Origin of the sequence: Bartonella sp. AP72JLCBS (genome assembly GCF_042195705.1) — a bacterium.
Lineage (GTDB): Bacteria > Pseudomonadota > Alphaproteobacteria > Rhizobiales > Rhizobiaceae > Bartonella.
Genome location: NZ_JBHIOU010000010.1, coordinates 49916 through 70848, shown reverse-complemented (window position 1 = coordinate 70848; position 20933 = coordinate 49916). Strand labels below are relative to the sequence as shown.

Sequence of the window (20933 nt, the reverse complement as noted above, 5' to 3'; positions counted from 1 at the left end):
AAAAATTATTTTTCTTCGCTCATATCAACTGTATCAGAATGCTTCTCACCTTCATCATCTAATGAACTCGTATCATCTTCAGGTTCAGAAATACGTTCAACCGATACGACTCTTTCACCTTTGGCTGTATTAAAAATTGTGACTCCCTTAGTTGAGCGCCCAGCAGTACGAATTCCCTCAACAGGGACACGAATAAGCTGCCCCCCATCTGATACCAACATAATTTGATCTTGCGCCTTCACCGGAAAAGCCGCTACTAATTTACCAATTTCAGCTGTTTTAGATGGATCTGTTGCGCGAATCCCCTTTCCGCCACGTCCCGAAATCCGGAACTCATAGGAAGAAGAACGTTTACCATAACCAAACTCACTCACTGTCAAAAGCATTTGTTCACGTGCATGAAGTTCTGCATAACGTTCATCTGTTAACTCTGTTTCAGCACCCCCATCTTCTTCATCAAAAGTTATAACATCTTCAACATCAGCATCTGCACCAGAAGCACGCCGTTCATTCATTACACGTTTAATATAAGCAGAACGCTCAATGGACGTCGCCTCGACATGCTCTAAAATTGTCATCGAAATGACTTTATCGCCTTTAGCTAAATTGATACCACGAACTCCCACAGAATTACGCCCAGCAAAGACCCGAACATCAACAACTGGAAAACGGATACATTGTCCTTTGGCTGTTGTTAGAACAACATCATCGTGTTCTGTACAGGTTTCAACAGAAAGAATTTCATCTTCTTCATCAAGTTTCATCGCAATTTTACCATTACGATTAACCTGAACGAAATCTGATAATTTATTACGACGCACAGTTCCACGTGTTGTCGCAAACATAATATCTAATGCACTCCAGCTCGCTTCATCTTCAGGCAAAGGCATAATCGTTGTAATACGCTCACCTTGTTGTAAAGGAAGCATATTGATCAAAGCCCGCCCACGCGATTGGGGTGTCCCCAGCGGCAGCCGCCAAACTTTTTCCTTATAAACAATCCCACGTGATGAAAAGAAAAGAACCGGAGTATGCGTATTGGCAACAAACAACCGCGTTACAAAATCCTCATCCTTCGTGGACATACCAGAACGCCCCTTACCACCACGTCGCTGTGCACGATAGGTATTAAGAGGCACACGCTTAATATAGCCACTATGGCTTACCGTTACCACCATATCCTCTGGTGCGATCAGATCTTCACTCTCCATCTCAGCGCTACCAAAACCAAATACGGTACGTCGCGGCGTTGCAAATTCCTCACGAAGAGCACTCAACTCATCCTTAACAATAGACATAATGCGTACGCGTGATGCCAAGATCTCAAGATAGTCAGCGATATCCACGCCAATTTTATTCAATTCATCAGCGATTTCATCACGCCCAAGGGCTGTCAATCGTTGCAAACGCAATTCTAAAATAGCACGCGCCTGTTCTTCAGAAAGATTATAAGTACCATCCTCATGAATAATATGACGAGGATCATCAATAAGTTTAATCAAAGGCGCGACATCCATCGCTGGCCAGCGTCGCTCCATTAACTGTGCACGTGCTGTCTGCGGATCAGGAGCTTTGCGAATAAGCGCTATAATTTCATCAATATTGGCAACAGCAAGGGCAAGGCCAACCAAAACATGTGCTCGCTCACGCGCTTTACGCAAAAGATATTTTGTTCGCCGACTGACAACTTCTTCCCGAAAAGAAACAAATGCACGAAGCATATCAAGCAACGTCATCTGTTCGGGTTTTCCCCCATTCAAAGCAACCATATTACAACCAAAGGAAGTTTGCAGCGGCGTATAACGATATAATTGGTTTAAAACAACTTCCGCAACAACATCTTTTTTCAACTCAATAACAACGCGATATCCATCACGATCCGATTCGTCACGCAAATCAGAGATTCCCTCAATGCGTTTATCGCGCACCAATTCGGCCATCTTCTCAATCATTGTGGCCTTATTAACTTGATAAGGGATCTCACTCACAATAATTGCTTGTCGACCACTGCGAATTTCTTCGATCTCAACTTTAGCACGCATAATGATTGAGCCACGCCCTGTTTCATAAGCTGCACGAACACCAGAGTGGCCAAGGATAATACCCCCTGTAGGAAAATCCGGACCAGGAATAATTTCAATTATTTTATCGAGTGTGATATCGGGATTATCAATCAAAGCGATACAACCATCAACGACTTCACCAAGATTATGGGGAGGAATATTGGTTGCCATTCCCACAGCAATCCCCCCTGACCCATTAACCAAAAGATTGGGAAAACGCGCTGGCAAGACAACCGGTTCACGCTCACGCCCATCGTAATTATCCTGAAAATCAACAGTATCTTTATCAATATCAGCTAAAAGTTCTTCTGAAACTTTTTCTAAACGACACTCAGTATAGCGCATAGCCGCGGGTGGATCACCATCAACGGAACCAAAATTTCCCTGACCATCAATTAATGGATTTCTTAAAGAAAAGTCCTGCGCCATACGCACTAATGCATCGTAAATTGAAGCATCACCATGGGGATGAAATTTCCCCATAACCTCACCAACAACACCAGCAGATTTACGATACGACTTATTGAAAGAAAGCCCCATCTCATTCATAGCATGAAGGATACGTCGATGAACAGGCTTAAGACCATCACGGACATCAGGGAGTGCACGTGAAACAATCACGCTCATCGCATAATCGAGATAGGAGCGTTGCATTTCATCAATAATACTGATTGGTTCAATACCGGTTAGCACATCACGTTCTGGGTGTGGAGTAAGATCGGTCACAATTTCAAAACTTTCAAAAAAGAATCATTTCACTTTATTTATAGCGAAAAATACACAAAAATGCTAATTTCTCTCCCATGACAAAAAAGAAATTTAACAATATTTTTCAAGACGTTATTAATTTATATTTTAAATTACCAATAATAATTAACAATTTTCACTTCGCTAAACTTCAAAAATCTGAAACAAGCAAACCATAAAATGATCATAATACTGCAATTTAAAGACTCTTAAAAAGGGACGTCATCATCTAATTTGTGTGAAAAACTTTCTCCCAATTGATTATTATTTTGACCAAAAGCATTTCTCTGATTTGAGTGACTATCGGCAAAGCCACCACTATAACTCCCCCCTTGACTTGCTCCTTGCTCCCCGCTCGCAGCTCCCCGCCCATCAAGCATTTGTAATTCGCCACGGTACTTTTGCAAAACAATCTCTGTTGTATAACGATCATTTCCATTTTGATCTTGCCATTTTCGTGTCTGTAACTGCCCCTCAATATAAATTTTGCTGCCTTTTTTTAAATATTGCTCTGCAACTTTGACAAGGTTTTCATTAAAAATAACAATACTATGCCACTCAGTGCGTTCTTTTCGCTCATTTGTATTCCGATCGCGCCAACTTTCTGAAGTAGCAATACGCAGATTTGCCACTTGATCACCAGAATTCAAACGGCGGATTTCAGGATCCGCACCAAGATTACCAATCAAAATAACTTTATTAAGGCTACCAGCCATCGCATAAACTCCAAAATTTTAATTTGTAAAATACTCTGTTCTATAACAGTTATAACCCTCTTGACCTTCAATTTACATGTCGCAATTGACCATCAATATGGGTATTGCTATCCTTTACCAATATTGTATTCAGTGTAATTATAACAAAAGATGATAAAAACGCATAGTTTATTCCACCACGAGAGAATAAAAAGCTGCTCATTTGTATTTTTTTCACAAAACTTATACCTTCCTTTTGCATTAAAGCAGTTAAACACATTATAATTCTAAAAAAACAGTTTTATTCCATTTTAGGTGCTCAATTTTTGCCACATATGCCAAGGATAAAGTATGACTCATCAAAAATATATCTCCATTCGCGGTGCACGTGAGCATAATCTTAAAAATATTGATCTCGATCTGCCTCGTGATAAACTCATTGTTATAACAGGACTTTCTGGATCAGGGAAATCATCCTTAGCGTTTGATACAATTTACGCTGAAGGACAACGCCGCTATGTCGAAAGCCTTTCAGCCTATGCACGCCAATTTTTGGAAGTCATGCAAAAACCCGATGTCGACCGCATAGACGGTCTCTCTCCAGCTATCTCCATTGAACAAAAAACAACCAGTCGCAATCCTCGTTCAACAGTAGGTACCGTTACTGAAATCCACGATTACATGCGTCTTCTCTTTGCACGTATTGGTATTCCTCATTCTCCTGTGACAGGACTTCCTATTGAAAGCCAGACAGTAAGCCAAATGGTGGATCAAATTATGGCCTTACCAGAAGGAACGCGAATTTTTATTATGGCCCCTTTGGTGCGAGGACGAAAGGGAGAATATAAAAAAGAGCTAACAGAACTTTTAAAAAGAGGATTTCAACGCGCTAAAGTTGATGGCAAGTTTTATGAAATCCCTGATATTCCACCTCTGGATAAAAAATATAAACACGACATCGATGTCGTGGTAGACCGCATTGTTGTACAGAAGGATATCACCTCTCGCTTGGCTGATAGTATAGAAACCTGTTTACAGCTAGCAAATGGGCTTGCCATTGCTGAAATGGCAGACCAACCCTTAGCACAAAAAGAAACAACAAAGGAATCTGCTCATAAATCAAAAAATGATACACACAAACGGCTCATTTTTTCAGAAAAGTTTTCCTGCCCTGTATCGGGTTTTTCTATTCCTGAAATTGAACCACGCCTTTTTTCGTTCAATAATCCTTTTGGCGCCTGTCCTCTCTGCGATGGACTGGGCATAAAAAAAGCAATGGATCCACTGAAAATTGTGCCCAATAAAAATCTTACCCTCAAGAATGGCGCCATTGCCCCTTGGGCTAAGTCAGATTCACTTTACTATAAACAAACCTTAGAAGCATTAGGAAAAGCTTACGGTTTCAAACTCACAGATCAATGGTGTGAACTCTCTAATGAAGCACAACAGGCTATTCTCTACGGTACAAAAAGAGATGAAATTTCTTTTATCTATAAAAATAATTCTGGTTCGCATAAAACGACCCAACCCTTTGAAGGAATCATCCCTAATATGGAGAGACGCTGGAAAGAAACCGATTCTGCTTGGTCTCGAGAAGAAATCGAACGTTATATGTCTTCTTCGCCCTGCCCAGCTTGTCACGGTTATCGTTTAAAACCAGAGGCACTTGCTGTAAAAATAAACGGAATGCATATTGGGCAAATATCAGATCTTTCTATTCTAAAGGCAGATGATTGGTTTGCCAATGTTCATCAATATCTCACAAAAAAACAACGTAATATCGCCGTACGTATTTTAAAAGAAATTCGTGAACGCTTGGCTTTTTTAAATCATGTAGGATTGGAATATCTTACCTTGTCTCGAAATTCAGGAACGCTTTCAGGGGGAGAAAGCCAACGCATTCGGTTGGCATCCCAAATTGGTTCTGGTCTTACAGGCGTTCTTTATATTTTAGATGAACCATCTATCGGTTTACACCAACGCGATAATGAACGCCTGTTGGAAATGCTGCGCCATTTGCGTAATCTTGGCAATACAGTTATTGTTGTTGAACATGATGAAGATGCTATTCTCACAGCAGACTATGTTGTCGATATGGGGCCTGCCGCAGGCGTTCATGGTGGAGAAATCATAGCGCAAGGAACACCGCAGGAAATTATAGAAAATTCAGCCTCTCTCACAGGCCAATACCTTTCAGGAAAAATGGCTGTTAAAATGCCGACAGAGCGACGCAAAATATCAAAAACGAAAACACTTAAAATCATCGGCGCCAAAGGCAATAACCTCAAAAATATCAATGCGAATATTCCTCTTGGAACCTTCACATGCATAACTGGTGTTTCTGGAGGAGGAAAATCAACATTTCTTATTGAAACGCTTTTCAAAGCAGCATCACATCATATCATGGGCTCTCATCACAGCCCTGCCAGCTATGACAAAATTGAAGGATTAGAATTTCTTGATAAAGTCATCGATATCAACCAGTCTCCTATTGGACGCACCCCACGCTCTAATCCCGCAACCTATACAGGTGCTTTTACACCGATTCGTGAGTGGTTTGCCGATCTTCCAGAATCAAAAGCCCGCGGTTACAAAGCTGGGCGTTTTTCATTTAATGTTAAAGGAGGACGGTGCGAAGCATGTCAAGGTGATGGAGTCATCAAAATTGAAATGCACTTTTTACCTGATGTCTATGTTACTTGCGATGTCTGTAAAGGAAAACGCTATAACCGAGAAACACTAGAAATAAAATTCAAAGGACAGTCTATAGCCGATATTTTGGATATGACAATTGAAAAGGCAGAGGAATTTTTCCAAGCTATTCCCGCTATTCATAATAAAATGGAAACTCTCATTAAAGTAGGATTGGGTTACATAAAAGTAGGACAGCAAGCAACCACACTTTCTGGTGGGGAAGCACAACGTGTAAAACTTGCGAAAGAACTTTCTCGTAAAACAACGGGACGTACACTCTATATTTTGGATGAACCGACAACAGGTTTACATTTTCATGATATTTCCAAACTTCTTGAAGTGCTTCACGAACTAGTCGAGCAAGGCAACACAGTTATAGTCATTGAACATAACCTTGATGTTATAAAGACAGCCGACTGGATTATTGATTTAGGACCAGAAGGTGGAGATCGCGGTGGTGAAATTGTTGCAATTGGACGCCCTGAAGACATCATTAAGGTTCCCGCTTCCTATACGGGAAAATTTCTAAAACATGTTTTACTGCGCCCATCTCTCTATAATTCTAATTCTTAGAAACGCTTTCTATTGTAAAATACAGCATACTAACAAAGCCTGTACTTTTATTATTACCTGTAAACCAACACCTAATTCCAGTGGTGCAACACGTTTGAAGCAAAGACTAAAAACAATTTAGCGCTTTATAAGCTGTTTCAGTTGTCGTATTGCCAAATAGGGACGCGCACATAATTGCGTATTTATTCTCTGTTTTGTTTATACCTGAAACGACCAGACAACCTAAACTGGGAAGAATATGAAGTTTTAAGGGTATAAATAAATTTCTATATTTCCATTTCCTTTTAATTTATCTTTATGATTTTCCAAGGAATACACAGCAATATCTTATAATGAAGATTGCCATTGCTTCACACTTTTATTTATCGCGTTCCTTAATGAAGATCACATTCCTCACGAAGGAACAAAACGCCCCAAACGGAATATATTTGCGTTGCCAATTCCCACATCTGTTTTAAAGAAACATTTCTCAATGCTCTCAAGCCCATTTCACAACGGCTCCTATGAATGCTATAATGATAAACTCATTATTATACACCACCATCTTTACATTTATGAATCGGCATCATCACACTCTTTTTCAATATTTGTCTTCCCTACTCCCTAATATTGTAAAGCCTTTAATTATCGAAAGCTTTCATAAAAAGCATTTTATTTCTTTTTTCAAATGTTGTTATCCACACACTCATAACTATTTATGATATATAAAAGTATCGTTTTGATTGATTGACGATAAAAAGATCTAAAATGAGAAAATCTTACGCTATTAGAGTTTCTCATTCAATGTGGAGAGCGTCTAATTATCCTTATAAGTCAAGATATTATCTAATAAAAAAGAAACAAAACTCTTTTATTATATTATTTGAATTCTTGTATAAGAATTGTAAGTTTTTTTCCCAAAAAACAGTATTTGGCTGTATTCTACAAAAGAAACTCTCCTAAAAGAGCATAGAGTGTCATTATTTTCGACTTTTTGTGCACAAAGTATCTGTTGGACATCTTACAGTTGTCAATATAATGTGATGCAGTCTAAAAAGACAAAATAACGTTGGAGATAATTTCAGCATGAAAAAAATTGAAGCCATTATAAAACCTTTCAAACTTGATGAAGTGAAAGAAGCGCTTCAAAAAATTGGGTTACATGGTATTACAGTAATAGAAGCGAAAGGTTTTGGTCGTCAAAGGGAACATACAGAACTTTATCGTGGTACGAAATATGTTGTTGACTTTCTACCTAAAGTAAAGATTGAAATTGTTGTGTCCGATGAAAAACTGGAACAAACTGTTGATGCAATACGTAAAGCAGCTCAAACAAAACATATAGGAGATGGAAAGATATTTGTCTTTTCCATTGATGATGCAATTCGTATAGGCACGGACGAAACCGGTATCGATGCCCTTTAATAAATAACGAGAAAATTCACTTTTTTATCCACCTCAACGCCATATTAAGGAAATTGAATATGACAACCGCATCAGATATTATCAAACAGATTACAGACAACGAAATCCGTTTTGTTGATTTACGTTTTACTGATCCACGAGGAAAATTGCATCACATTACAATGGATATCGCAGAGATCAGCGAGGATACTTTTAATGATGGTGTCATGTTTGATGGTTCTTCAATTGCTGGTTGGAAAACAATTAATGAATCTGACATGGTTTTAATGCCAGATCCAGCAACAGCACATATTGATCCTTTTTTTGCTCAATCTACTTTGGTCATATTTTGTGATGTACTTGATCCTGTCTCTGGTGAGTTTTATCGTAGAGATCCTCGTTCTATCGCCAAAAGGGCTGAGGTGTATATGAAATCTTTAAACATTGGAGATACAATCAATGTGGGTCCAGAAGCAGAGTTTTTTATCTTTGATGATGTGCGCTATAAAACGGACCCTTACAACACAGGGTTTAAACTCGATTCAAGTGAACTTCCCTCTAATGATGATACGGAATATGAAACAGGAAATCTAGGGCATCGCCCACGAATAAAGGGAGGCTACCTTCCTGTTCCGCCGATTGATTCCTGCCAAGATATGCGTTCTGAAATGCTCACAGCACTCAAGGATATGGGTGTACAGGTCGAAAAACACCATCACGAAGTAGCAGCAGGCCAACATGAATTGGGTATTCGTTTTGATACACTTGTTCGCGAGGCTGACAAGATGCAAATTTTTAAATATGTTGTACATCAAATAGCAAACAGTTATGGGAAAACAGCAACCTTCATGCCAAAACCAGTTTTTGGTGATAACGGCTCTGGAATGCATGTCCACATTTCCATTTGGAAAGATGGCAAACCCATTTTTGCAGGAAATGAATATGCCGGACTATCAGAAACCTGTTTGTTTTTTATCGGTGGTGTTATTAAGCACGCAAAAGCAATAAATGCTTTTACCAACCCATCCACAAACTCCTATAAACGTTTGGTTCCTGGTTATGAAGCTCCTGTTCTTCTTGCCTATTCAGCACGTAATCGTTCTGCATCTTGCCGTATTCCTATGAGCTCCTCACCAAATTCAAAACGCGTAGAAGTTCGTTTTCCAGACCCAACAGCAAATCCCTATTTGGCATTTGCAGCCCTTTTAATGGCTGGTCTTGACGGTATCAAAAACAAAATTCATCCCGGACATGCTATGGATAAAGATCTTTATGATCTTCCCTTAAAGGAACTTAAAGAAATCCCTACTGTTTCAGGAAGCCTGCGTGAAGCACTTGAAGCACTTGACAAAGATCGTGGCTTTCTTAAAGCTGGCGACGTTTTTGATGATGATCAGATTAATTCCTTCATTCAAGTAAAGATGCAAGAAGTCTTGCGTTACGAAACAACACCCCATCCTGTTGAATTTGATATGTACTATTCTGTTTAAACAATCAATACGCATTCTTTTGATTTTTAAAATGGAGGCAAAAGCCTCCATTTTTGTGGATATTCGTCTCATGCAAAAGCGCAAGAGGCTTTTTGCTCGTCCGCTTTTCCTTTATAATGTGTTGAATCTCTTCAAATGAATTAACAAAGGTTTCTAATGCCGCGAATTTGTTTTCTCGTTCCCGTTCTTTTATGCATTGTCTTTATCACATCAACAACTGAAGCACATACAATAACCAACCAAAAACTTACAACTCTTGAGAAAGCAACATCTGCTTATAGTAAAGCACTTAAAAATGCCGATGCAAATGCCATCTTAAATGCTATTCCTCCCCAAGTCATCAACCACTTAACCGCCAAAAAAAATCTTAATCAATCACAATTTCTACAAATCATGAAAAGCCAAATAGAACGGTTGGCAGAAAGTTACAAGATTGAAACGATCAACATTGATCAAAAACAAAAACGTGAAGGTACCCTTGATAATGGTACCCCTTATTTTGTTATACCCGTGGAGCTTGTAACCACAACAAATGCTGGGAAAAAATGCTCTATTCAAACTGAAATTATTGCCCTACTTCACGATAACCAATGGTATTTTATCCGTGGCAATGACGAAGCGCTCTTAACCATAACCAATGAAATATTTCCTGGACTTGATAAAGTAAAAACCAATCCTCAAAAAGTCACAAAAATACTCTGAGCGAAAAGAATGCACGTAAATAAAAGATTTTCCCCTATAAACAAGTTGTAACAATTGTAGCAGCAGCATTAAATTCAACTTTTTTATGAGCACGGCGTGCTATTGTTTCTTTATCCGTTCCCCATTGCTCCATCATCCAATCTTCATCTAAATGGGCAATAGACCAAGCATGATCAGCATCAATGTTTCCCGCTGCAACAGCAAGAGCAATGAGAGCAGATCCCGTTAATGTTGTCATCATATAAAGTGCAGCAAGCATATAAGCAGACTCAACTCTACGTAAATAATTACTGACTGCTTGAAGTGCTTCTGGTGATTGTTCCACATGCATCAGCCCTTCTGTCAAATAAAACCTTGCACCTAGCTTTTTTTCAGCCCAATCTAATAAAGGATCCCATTGTTCAGATTGTTTTTGCACCAACTCTTTAGGTGTTTGTGCACGATAAAAGATCATATCACATGCAACGAAACGCAATAAATCTTCAAAAACCGCCTGCATATCATCAGCGATACCATCAATAACAGTATTAACCAAACGCGTCATCGGCATTTTTGCAGGATCAACAACGTGCTTTTGGTTCTCAAATTCCTGAGCAACATATTCAGCAAACACTTCTGTTGGCACATGAAAATGACGCCTTGCGGGCGTTTTTACAGGACATTCATCCAACAAAATCGTAAAGCCGCCCTCCTCACAAGCGATCTTCACTTGCTTATAAAACCGTTTTGGGTGTGATTGGAATGAAAGATTTTGAACCTTTTGAACAGAACTCTTCTTATTCAATGGCATATCAACATGATCCAAAATCTCACGCATATTTGTTTACCTCTGATCTTTTCAAAAAAAACGACTGTTTCTTTAGGTTCTGTAGCTTGAATAAGGTTTAATCTGACCTTCTTAACGATTCCAAAGAAGAAAAAAATCTTGCCAATCTCAATCTAACTTAAGAGTTATATTTCATGTTTCTTTTACAAACAAGACAATGATGATTGCCTTTTATATATTTAATACAATCATAATAGTAAAACAATTTCTAAAAGTATTATCTTAATTAAGAAATTAAACATATTGAGTTTTATGGCAAAGATGTTCACGCCTTACCAATTTGCTTATTATTCACCTACAATAGTATTATCAATATGAACAGATTCAAAAACGCTGCTCATCCAAAAAATGATAGAGCAGTACGGTTTACGTGTCATTCACCTTCGCTTAACCATTTCAATAATTCTCTAACATATCCAATAAATACCCTACATAGAATTTTTCTGCTCAATTACTCCCCTAAAAGACGCTGTTTTACGGCATGATAGAATAATGAACAGACAAAATTATAATTGTAAATTTTCTTTCATATATACATTATTTTATAAAGCACTAAATTACTTAACGCATTGTTCTTGATATACTCTATCATATCACACTAATTTAAATTTAGTCGCATAATTAAAAGAATAGAGATCATGCAATCTGAAAATAATACTTTTATCTATACACTTGGCCCTGCAGATACTAACTGTGCAGCAGCAGCACAGTGGTGGCTTGATAATCACAATAAAAATATTTTGTCCACTGACTCGAGATCCCGTATTATCTTATACGCAACTCTTGAAGAAGCTTTTAATGAACTTGCTCAGAAAAAGGATGGATATCTCTTAAGCTGTGCTGCTTACCCTGATTTGCATACACTCATATTTACCCGTTTAGGTGATATGCAATTATTTGACAGCTTTATCATGCCTACTCACTCTATGGTTTTAGCTAAACGCAATAACGCTGATGAAATTAAAACCGTAGCGACTCATCCTGCCCCACAATCTCTGGTAGCTCATCAATATGACAAAGTATTTGCCAACAGCAATGCTGATGCAGCCGTTCTTTGTAAGGCTGAAAAAGCAGATGCTTGTATCACAACATCGGTTGCGGCAAATCGCTATAAGCTGAATATTATCGAAAATTTTGAACAAATGCCAATGGCCTTTTTGCTCCACTCACTAAAGTCAACTAATCATGAAAAAATCTGAAGTGCTTCTTTCCATTGTTAACTTAGCTGACAAATTCCGTATGCGCCAAGAACGAAATGGGAGCATTAAAGAACCAACTTCAGCAGATAATAATATGATCAATGAATTGATCACTCTGCTGAACCACCATGCCAATATTCTTGACGGATTATCTCCAAAACTTTTAGCGACCATTTCTGATGATCTTCTTCAGTGGATAATCAGCGGTTTAACGACCCCTCCTAAATTTGATAACACTTTGGCTGCTTTCAAAGCCCCATTACCAGATGCTCCCTTGTTTTTCTTGGCTCCAATGCGTGCAACAAATGGACCTGATCCAGAAGGATTCCGGCTGGAATTAGTTACAGGATATCGTCATGAAACGGCCTATCTTGCTGACGCCTCAAAATATACAAATAATTATCTATCACCTTTTCAATGTATAAAAATGGGAATAGCATCAAGAGGTTTTTTAGAAGGCAATTGCATTGTTCTATTCCCAGAATCTGTAGCAGCTGCTCAAAAAATTGATAAGCAAGCATTTGCTTTGTTTTTTTTTCAGTAAATTCTTTGATATTTACAACAAGCAAACAATTGTGGAAGCTGAACGTTTACTCGGTCGAGATAGTAAATTCCTGTTCGGTCAATTGCATAGTCGTAACTTATCTAAAGAAGACATTTACGATGCTCGCTGTTTGTGGGGCTATTATCATGACTATGCACATCATACCGGACCGCGGCCATTGGATAAAAATCTGTATATAAAATTAAATTGGTTTACAGGTCTTCTAGAAGAAACTAAAGTTGATTTAATTACAGTGCGTATTATGCTACAAAATCATCCAAAATTTTGGAAAGAAATAACTGAATTTGTCCTATTAGAACGCATATTTCGTTATCCACAAGATTCTGATCAGCATATGACATTCGATGCTGGTACAGGGATCTTGCTTTTTGAAATATTGATGCGGAACAAAGCATTGATTGAAACAAATCAAGGTTATCTTCAATTTGATTTGGAGCGTCTTGAAAAAGTAATAATATTGATGATAGCAGATATAGAAGCACTTGAAGCATTAGATGATGACGCTTATTTGGCAGGAGCTAAGGATTATATCCAAAATAATCTTGGTAAGCCGCAAACTTCACAGTCACGATTTAATTTTTCAACATCATATTATGCACAGCGAGTGATTAGAGGATTAAATCATTGAGTTTCATAAAAGGACGATTATTATTATTTACTTTTGCTATTCTAGCATTGTTTTCCATAAGTTGGTTATTATCTAAGAATTTGGTTAGCAATATACCCGTCATGCATGCGGTTGGACTTAGGTTGTTTTCCACCGCTGCTGCCTTATGGCTGATTGCAGTATTTCGTGAGAAAGCTGTTTTCAGATCCCTACCATTGCTTTCCATGATACCTTCTTTTTTAATTCTCTCAGTGTTAGGATTTTCGCTGTATTTTGTATGCAGCTTTGGTGCATTAAAATCGCTCAAAGCCAGTGATTTAACCATGGTGCTCGCTACTATTCCAGGAATTACTTATATATTAGGTGCATTGACAAATGTCCTTAAATTCTCATGGCTGAAGTTTAGTGGAGTGATAATTGTCAGTGTAGCAGCTGTGGCATTCAATATAAACAGTGGAGAAGGTAGATACAACCTAATAGGAATAGCTCTTGCTTTAACAGCAGCCCTTTCTTACTCTGCTTATGGCTTATTGTCTAAACGTTATCTTAAAAATCTACCTTTGCTCACCTCACTGGCTTGGATCACGACAATTTCTGCAGCATCATTTATGCCATTATTTATTTTTGATCCTGCCCCACTCTTCTATCTTAAGTTAGAAGATATATTTAAAATATTGATTTTAGGAACTGTTTGCTCGGCACCAGTTTACGTATTATATCAAAAAGTTTTAGCCGAAGGAGGCGTATTATACGCCAACACTATCGGCGTATTATCCCCTTTTGCAGTGATTGCATGTGAATGGATAATCGGCTCGAGCCCTTCTCTCAATATGATCAAAATAATTGCTATGATTGTAGTTGTTATAGGGATGACACTCTTATTTATAGATGCATCAAAGGTATCTACATGGCAACATAAACGCCATTCTCAAAACTCCAAATTTAATGAGGAAACAAAATGAAAAAACTCGCGTTAGTTTGCCAGCGCAATGCAAAATTACCATTTATATTTGAAGCAGCACAAGCAGCTAATATCGAATTAGTAATGATCTATGATACCGCTGAAAGCGTTCCCTCTCAACACCCCGCAGCAGTAACTTCAACTTGGCAACTTCCTGTTTTTGATAACCCAGAGGCAGCTCTAGACACTTTTGCAAAGGAAGCAAAAGAACGCAATATTTCTGGGGTTATGACCCTTCGCGAAGAAGCCATCCTATGGACAGCTTTGGCTGCAAAAAAAATCAATACTCCAAGTATTGAACCAGAAGTAGCAGCATTAACCAGAAATAAATATCTCATGCGTCAAGCTTTCGCTAAAGCAGGCTTAAGAACACCAGGATTCTTTTATATAGATCATCCAGAAGACCTATCAAAAACACAAGCCTTGGATTATCCACTCGTTATTAAACCCGTCTCTGGATGGGCAAGTACAGGCGTAATGTTAGCTAAAAATTCCGCCGAACTTCCTGATCTCATTAAAGCCGTATGGAATGTTCAGCATAAAGACATGGCACGTTTTAATGATAAAAATAAACCTGTAGGTTTAGTCGTAGAACAGTATTTGCCAGGAAAAGAGTTTGTCGTAGAATGCTTTGTTGATACAGCAGGTGTACATGTTCTGGCCGTTGGAGACAAGGGACGCCCCGAAGGACCATGGTTTGAAGAAACAATTTATCGTCAACGCTGTGATATAGATGATCCTTTAATTATTGCTTTATGTGAGACTGCATGCTCTGGAGTTAAAGCTCTTGGTATAAATATGGGTGCTGCCCATGTAGAGCTACGCCTAGATGCTAATAACTTACCTTATATCATTGAGATCGGTGCTCGTATAGGTGGATCAGGTGTTTCCCATTTTATTGTTGAACAAGGTACAGGAATTTCATTTGCAAAACTATGTATGAATGCCGCTTTAGCTGAACAAACCCCAGACCTTCCCGATATACTCCCAGCTGAAAAAGTGGCGGCAAATTATATTATTCCTCTTTGTGGTCATGGACGGTTTTCTGGATTTTCAGGTCTAGATAAGGTTGCACAGCATCCTCAAACCGCCAGAACTATCATTTTTTTTGAAACCAATCACATTTCACCACCTCCACCAGCATTTGGTGGATATCCTGGTTTTATTTTCTCTGTTCATAACTCAAACGAAGAAGCACGCAATTACCATAAATGGCTCGATGATACCTTAAGCATCATATGGCAACACATTGATTTATAATGATAATTTATCTTTATTCATATTGAATAAGAACCCCGATATTGTAGGATTTTCTCATTTTAAATCTGTTTATCAGATGGACAAATTTTTTAAAGCATTTGAGAAATGCTATAGCAGATAAAAATAAATCAACATGATATTTTCATATTTATTAAAGCACATGGTACCATTATTAAAAAATTCTGCACAAACAATGGTTTTAATTCCGATAGTAGAACAAAACTTTGAAAATCACATTTATTATTTTTAAAAAGATTGCTTAAAAATGATAGCGCAAACCACCAGAAAAATGAACTCCAGAAAAACCAGCCTTGGTTAACCTATGCTGATAGCTAAGATCACTGTGAAGTGTAACTTTAGAAGAAAACTGCGCATTGATACCCAAACCTGTTTCTAAGGAAGAACCGAAAGAACCCAACTGGAAAACATCTTTAAAATGAACAAATTGTTCTTTATCAAAACAATGAGCAAGATGAATATTGCCATAAAAAGAAATTATACGATCCTTTTCAGAGGCTGTAAATGTTTTACTTAAACGCCCACCAACACGCATAAACCATTGATCTATTTTTTTCATCTCAACATCAAATCCATCAATATCACGAAACTTATCAAATTGAAGATGTTGATAAATAAGCTGAAGTTGCGGATCAAAAATAAGATCTTTATATCCTGTCATAGACACTTTACCAGCAGAAAACGACACGTTCAAAGGATTTGCTTTTAATGTCGCCGTCTTACCCCAAACACGGCTACGCACATCCCCTTTAAACAAACCATAAGATAAAAGACCGTCTACGTAAAAATCAGTGTAATGTTTCACACTAGCATATGCCGTAAATGACCATTTATTAAATGTACTCTTTTGACTTTGTTCCACGTTATGAGGTTGTAAGGAAAGCTTTCCATAGGTTCCCATAATCCCAAAAGATGTCGTACTATATGCACGCTCTATTGTTTTGAGCAAAATATCTGTTTTTATAGCGTTATAATCAACATGACCATCGTACCCATATTTAAGTGTAGAAAGATCTGAGACATAACGATAACTCCCACCATAACCGTGGACAGATAAAGCAAAGTTCCCTTCAACTTTTAATAATTTACGAGGAATAGACCGCCTAACTTGCAACTGCTTTTGTTGATGACTCATATCCATGAGCCCAACATGAAACAACGCATTTGGTAACAAAAGATAGGTCGGAACTTGTGGAACAACCTCTCTGACCTTTAACTCAGAAGGGGGAATAGCAGACACCTCTAAAGCAGGCTGAATATATTTACTTTCAAGGCGGAAATCCCAAAAATCTCCATCTCCTTCAACCAATCTTTGAGAAGTTTGTGCATTTCCAAGAGCAGAAGCTGGACCATAAGCATGAAGATAATATTGGTAAGGCAAACCCTCTAATGCGATATAAGCACGATTTAACTGAAAAGAATCCTCTGCCGCTTTTCCAGAAACCTGAATAAGTGAAATACTATGAGCATTTTCACCGGTTGCTATCTCACCCTGATTTCCTGAAACAAATTGCACATAAACTGTCGTTTTTCCAGAAACATCACCATGTATCAAAAGCCGATCAGTTTTTTTATTATCGAGCAAACCATCACTACTGAGACGTGTATTGAGATAAATATCTGCCCTATCTTGTGCACTATAAACTTCTTTTTCTCCCTTCCCAATATGAAGTGTCTGATACTCCTGAAACATTGGAGTCTCAAAAGCAATAAAACTATCAGAAACTTTCACAAATGAAATAGACGAACTTGTACGGTTTGCAACTTGCAAATCGATCTCTCTTCTTTTTGTCAAAAACCATTTTGATCCCCCTGTTAAATAAAGCTCAGCAATAGAATCATCGGCAACACGTGTCCCTCCTATCAATGAAGAAGAATTAGCCAAAATCGCTACACTTCCCCCCTTTTCAGCTGTTAATAATAAGTCACCAAAAATTTTTGTACCTTCTGTTACTCCAATATAAATACGACTGTTATGGCTATGAACAGCTGTCCCATCTGGAACCTCAAAAATCGTCCTTTTCAAAAAGACAAGCCCCTGTTCATACGCATCATTTTCCTCATCCCTCTCAAAATACATACCATGTTTGTTACCTATTGCTTTAATTGTTGAATCTTCAATATTAACCCGTGAAATTAAAATATTTCCTTCCCTGCCATTATTGGATGGTGTGTTAGAATCTTGTCCAACTGTTAAAACATGAACATCCGTAGAAATAATATTCGTATTTTTTACATAAACAGAACCCTGATGTTTTACATTGAAAACTGTAGGTGTAATTTTTTCATTTGTATTTTCTTTGTCTTCTGTTTTTTGATATTTTGAAGCAATGGTAACACCATCTAAAGTCGCACTCCCCCCTCTCCCCACATAAAGCGCAGCAGCATCATTCACATCAATAAATCCACTTTTCATCTGAATACCCGCATCAGCCCTAACGAAAAGAGCACTCTCTTGACCGATACCCAAACCTTCCACTTTAATTTTTGTATTCGTTAACGTAATAGATGCTCCTCGCTTCTCTGCATAAGCAGCAATCTGAAAAGCCTCAATTGTTCCACGATCAACCTCAATCATTCCATTATCAGCTTTAAGACCTATTGATACATTTTTAAAAGCTGAATCGCTCAAAACAATTTTTCCCCCTCGTGATACAAAAACACCATAAATATCTTCTATACTCGCAGTCCCTTCAACCTCTACACGCATTGCCTGAATAACTGTATTTGGCTCCTGCACTACTATAGCAGCAGGTAACATGAGAGAACGACCCTCCCCATTCGTTTCTTTAACAGGCGCCGTGAATTTATATACTTTATCACTAATTGTATGCTTTGAACCATCACTGCATTCATAAGGTAATTTGTTTTTGTCACATGACAGTGATGTATATGAATGAGAATGTGCCTCAATATTTATATTTAACAAAAAAGAAAAAATAGCTGCTGTAAAAACGCACGAATACAAGTGATTGTTAGATACCTTGATTATCATTGTTTTTCAAAACTTTCTTTTTTCAACAAAAACAAAAAATGCTGGCAAAAAAATAAACCACAAATTAAACACAACAAGAATAAAACAAACAAAATTATTTTATTTTTTATGATAAAATTATAGCATTCAATAATATGTTTTGTGTTTTATGTAAAGAAAGAACAAAAAGTTTAAAAATACCATTTAGAATGAAAATTCCTTTAAAGAATGCATCTCAAAAACTGCTGGAAACTGCAATTACAAAAGGCCAAAAAAACAATCTTAAAAAAACGTGAAAAAATGCGAATTTTGAAGAGATATAATATTCAATTTATCTCACCACCAAAAAATAAAAATACAACAAAATGAGAATAACTTTTAAGATTAAACGATTAAAACGTTTTAATAAAACACAGCACAAAAAGATACAGTATACGAAATCTATAACCGCATCATCTCTTCAACTACAACAAAAAAACAAGAAATTGCACACTAATGTATAAGCTAATGTACACAATTTCTATATTAAAAATGCTAGATATCTAACAAAGAAATTTGAATAAATAAAAAACTTCTCCTAATACCCTATCATCAATGATTTGAATTAATAAATGTAATATTTTAGATCTTTTGATAAAATCTAAAATACAGTAAAACACTCACCATTCTGAACTTAAAAAACACCAAAATAAAATTTCATCAAAATTAGCTCTATGAAAGCTATCTGTTTATTATCGTTAAAGAAGATATTTTAGCAAAGCTATTATTTGCCATTCTTTATATTGAATAAATTTCTCTAAACAACAACTCACTATCCTCCGCTAGCATCATCTGACAACAACACTATTGCCAATCTCGTAGCTGATGAATATAACTACATTAGAGACAAAAGAGCTATATTTCTCTCTTCTCCCGTTTAATATTTTTATTTAATTATTGCTTTAAAAATTAACGTTCTACTGTTGATGATCACTTGTGCAAAGCTTTTTTTATTTTCTGGCGCTTTTTATCATTTTCAAAACGTAACATCAAATCTCGCTCTTGTTGTGTCGAATTGGTTACACCAAAAGTATCATTGTCCATAACCTGCTGATACCCTGCTACCATTAAATTGACTAAAAATGAATCACTTCGCGGCGTTGATGAAAAATAGATTCCCTTTGAATCTTGTAATTTGTACCGATAACCTGCTTTAGTCATGCACTCATAAACTGCTGCAAAATCACTTGCACGCGAATCCATATTTTCAGAAGAAGCGTAGATTGGTTTCCAACCACATTTTGACAGTGCTTGTTGGACCATAGACTTACTGACACCGGACTTTTCCCATAATTCTAACGTCGATGGGGGAGGTTTGCTAATACACCCAGCAGAGCTTAATAAAATTATAGCACTCAATAATTTCAATGTTTTTTTCATTTCCCCCTCCGTCAATATTTACGATAGAAAGACTGATAAGTCTTCTAATATTTACTCACACGCAAGATGACTTTTGTTAGCATATAGATATTGAAGAAACAATCCCACCCCCCATACAAAAACAAGAATGGAAGGATTTTTGATTACAGCAGCCTCAATACTTAAGGTTGACATTCAGGTTGTTCTTTATGCTCTTCACAATGAGGACTATTCAAACGCCTCTCGACACTTCGCTGAGGAATAACTGCATCAGGCTGACAAATTGGAAGATTTTTATATTTCTCACACCACTTCATTCTTCCCAATTTATCTTGGAAACCTGCTTGGATCATACATGCATTCACAGACTCCTCAGCATTGAATTTCTCATCAGTACTTATTTCTGTATCAAGACGACCATCAAGATGCTGTATTCCACATTCTAACAGAGCTTTTTTGATCTCAAGCTGATCAGCACCGGATTTTTCCCATGCATCTACAGCTGTTCGAGAAGGCTGCTCAGGGTAGCATCCAGCCATAACAAATAAGGTTATCCCGCTTAATAATTTTAAAATCTGCTTCATTTTCCTATCCTTGAGTAATTTTGATATTACGAAACAATCTATAAATTATTTTACATGCTGTTTTTTATTTCCAAAACAATGATGAACATTATCAACCTATATTATTTTTATCTTTCCGAAGATTATGCCATAATTATTATATCAAAAATACGGTAAAATTATTACTAAAATCATCTATCTATCAACGATATGCT

General features: G+C 37.3%; 15 protein-coding genes. 9 read left to right on the top strand and 6 right to left on the bottom strand.

What is annotated here, in order from left to right:
* Positions 1–5 precede the first annotated feature (5 nt).
* Positions 6–2789 carry a DNA gyrase subunit A gene (gene gyrA, locus ACFILO_RS06745; protein WP_375629047.1) on the bottom strand — a complete coding sequence of 928 codons (2784 nt, stop codon included), beginning with the start codon at positions 2787–2789 and terminating at the stop codon, positions 6–8.
* 230 nt (positions 2790–3019) lie between these two features.
* On the bottom strand, positions 3020–3526 hold the full coding sequence (gene ssb, locus ACFILO_RS06740) for a single-stranded DNA-binding protein (protein ID WP_375611516.1): 507 nt from the start codon (positions 3524–3526) through the stop codon (positions 3020–3022).
* Positions 3527–3856: 330 nt separating this feature from the next.
* On the opposite strand from ssb, the gene uvrA reads away from it, so the two are divergent.
* From uvrA to ACFILO_RS06720, 4 genes are all read left to right on the top strand, one after another.
* Positions 3857–6772, top strand: a complete 2916-nt coding sequence (uvrA, locus tag ACFILO_RS06735; RefSeq protein ID WP_375613111.1) for an excinuclease ABC subunit UvrA — start codon at positions 3857–3859, stop codon at positions 6770–6772.
* Between the two features lie 1065 nt (positions 6773–7837).
* Complete coding sequence (locus ACFILO_RS06730; protein ID WP_375678034.1) at positions 7838–8176, top strand: P-II family nitrogen regulator; 339 nt, start codon at positions 7838–7840, stop codon at positions 8174–8176.
* Positions 8177–8235: 59 nt separating this feature from the next.
* A complete protein-coding gene (gene glnA, locus ACFILO_RS06725; protein WP_375632389.1) occupies positions 8236–9645 on the top strand; it encodes a type I glutamate--ammonia ligase in 1410 nt (469 codons plus the stop codon).
* Between the two features lie 156 nt (positions 9646–9801).
* Positions 9802–10347, top strand: coding sequence for a hypothetical protein (locus tag ACFILO_RS06720; RefSeq protein WP_375678033.1), 546 nt, complete (start codon positions 9802–9804; stop codon positions 10345–10347).
* A gap of 34 nt (positions 10348–10381) precedes the next feature.
* Here the strand turns inward: ACFILO_RS06720 and ACFILO_RS06715 are convergent, their stop codons facing one another.
* On the bottom strand, positions 10382–11164 hold the full coding sequence (locus ACFILO_RS06715) for an ATP12 family chaperone protein (RefSeq protein ID WP_375632391.1): 783 nt from the start codon (positions 11162–11164) through the stop codon (positions 10382–10384).
* Positions 11165–11811: 647 nt separating this feature from the next.
* On the opposite strand from ACFILO_RS06715, the gene ACFILO_RS06710 reads away from it, so the two are divergent.
* From ACFILO_RS06710 to ACFILO_RS06690, 5 genes are read left to right on the top strand one after another with little or no spacing between them, the layout of a single operon-like run.
* Positions 11812–12372: a prephenate dehydratase domain-containing protein gene (locus tag ACFILO_RS06710; protein WP_375678032.1), complete on the top strand. Its 561-nt coding sequence runs from the start codon at positions 11812–11814 to the stop codon at positions 12370–12372.
* On the top strand, positions 12359–12916 hold the full coding sequence (locus ACFILO_RS06705) for a hypothetical protein (protein WP_375613115.1): 558 nt from the start codon (positions 12359–12361) through the stop codon (positions 12914–12916). The genes ACFILO_RS06710 and ACFILO_RS06705 overlap by 14 nt, the downstream gene beginning before the upstream one ends.
* Positions 12917–12947: 31 nt before the next feature.
* Positions 12948–13565 (top strand): DUF6421 family protein, encoded by a 618-nt coding sequence (locus tag ACFILO_RS06700; protein ID WP_375678031.1) that lies wholly within the window; start codon positions 12948–12950, stop codon positions 13563–13565.
* Complete coding sequence (locus ACFILO_RS06695) at positions 13562–14506, top strand: DMT family transporter (protein ID WP_375678030.1); 945 nt, start codon at positions 13562–13564, stop codon at positions 14504–14506. Before ACFILO_RS06700 ends, ACFILO_RS06695 begins: the two co-directional genes overlap by 4 nt.
* On the top strand, positions 14503–15765 hold the full coding sequence (locus ACFILO_RS06690) for an acetyl-CoA carboxylase biotin carboxylase subunit family protein (protein ID WP_375678029.1): 1263 nt from the start codon (positions 14503–14505) through the stop codon (positions 15763–15765). Before ACFILO_RS06695 ends, ACFILO_RS06690 begins: the two co-directional genes overlap by 4 nt.
* 259 nt (positions 15766–16024) lie before the next feature.
* On the opposite strand, the gene ACFILO_RS06685 is transcribed toward ACFILO_RS06690, so the two are convergent.
* The 3 genes from ACFILO_RS06685 to ACFILO_RS06675 all read right to left on the bottom strand — a co-directional run bounded on the left by ACFILO_RS06685 (position 16025) and on the right by ACFILO_RS06675 (position 20739).
* Positions 16025–18778 carry an autotransporter outer membrane beta-barrel domain-containing protein gene (locus tag ACFILO_RS06685; protein ID WP_375678028.1) on the bottom strand — a complete coding sequence of 918 codons (2754 nt, stop codon included), beginning with the start codon at positions 18776–18778 and terminating at the stop codon, positions 16025–16027.
* A 948-nt stretch (positions 18779–19726) separates the two neighbouring features.
* Positions 19727–20176 (bottom strand): hypothetical protein, encoded by a 450-nt coding sequence (locus tag ACFILO_RS06680; RefSeq protein WP_375632396.1) that lies wholly within the window; start codon positions 20174–20176, stop codon positions 19727–19729.
* 161 nt (positions 20177–20337) lie between these two features.
* The gene (locus ACFILO_RS06675; protein WP_375652841.1) at positions 20338–20739 is read right to left on the bottom strand and encodes a hypothetical protein; all 402 of its coding nucleotides are present in this window, start codon (positions 20737–20739) and stop codon (positions 20338–20340) included.
* Positions 20740–20933: the final 194 nt, after the last annotated feature.

Bases quoted from the DNA above. Each gene is read 5' to 3' on its own strand.
- ACFILO_RS06680 (WP_375632396.1), bottom strand. From the start codon at position 20,176: ATGAAAAAAACATTGAAATTATTGAGTGCTATAATTTTATTAAGCTCT.
- ACFILO_RS06710 (WP_375678032.1), top strand. From the start codon at position 11,812: ATGCAATCTGAAAATAATACTTTTATCTATACACTTGGCCCTGCAGAT.
- ssb (WP_375611516.1), bottom strand. From the start codon at position 3,526: ATGGCTGGTAGCCTTAATAAAGTTATTTTGATTGGTAATCTTGGTGCG.
- ACFILO_RS06705 (WP_375613115.1), top strand. From the start codon at position 12,359: ATGAAAAAATCTGAAGTGCTTCTTTCCATTGTTAACTTAGCTGACAAA.
- ACFILO_RS06720 (WP_375678033.1), top strand. From the start codon at position 9,802: ATGCCGCGAATTTGTTTTCTCGTTCCCGTTCTTTTATGCATTGTCTTT.
- ACFILO_RS06730 (WP_375678034.1), top strand. From the start codon at position 7,838: ATGAAAAAAATTGAAGCCATTATAAAACCTTTCAAACTTGATGAAGTG.
- ACFILO_RS06690 (WP_375678029.1), top strand. From the start codon at position 14,503: ATGAAAAAACTCGCGTTAGTTTGCCAGCGCAATGCAAAATTACCATTT.
- ACFILO_RS06675 (WP_375652841.1), bottom strand. From the start codon at position 20,739: ATGAAGCAGATTTTAAAATTATTAAGCGGGATAACCTTATTTGTTATG.
- ACFILO_RS06685 (WP_375678028.1), bottom strand. From the start codon at position 18,778: ATGATAATCAAGGTATCTAACAATCACTTGTATTCGTGCGTTTTTACA.
- uvrA (WP_375613111.1), top strand. From the start codon at position 3,857: ATGACTCATCAAAAATATATCTCCATTCGCGGTGCACGTGAGCATAAT.
- glnA (WP_375632389.1), top strand. From the start codon at position 8,236: ATGACAACCGCATCAGATATTATCAAACAGATTACAGACAACGAAATC.
- ACFILO_RS06715 (WP_375632391.1), bottom strand. From the start codon at position 11,164: ATGCGTGAGATTTTGGATCATGTTGATATGCCATTGAATAAGAAGAGT.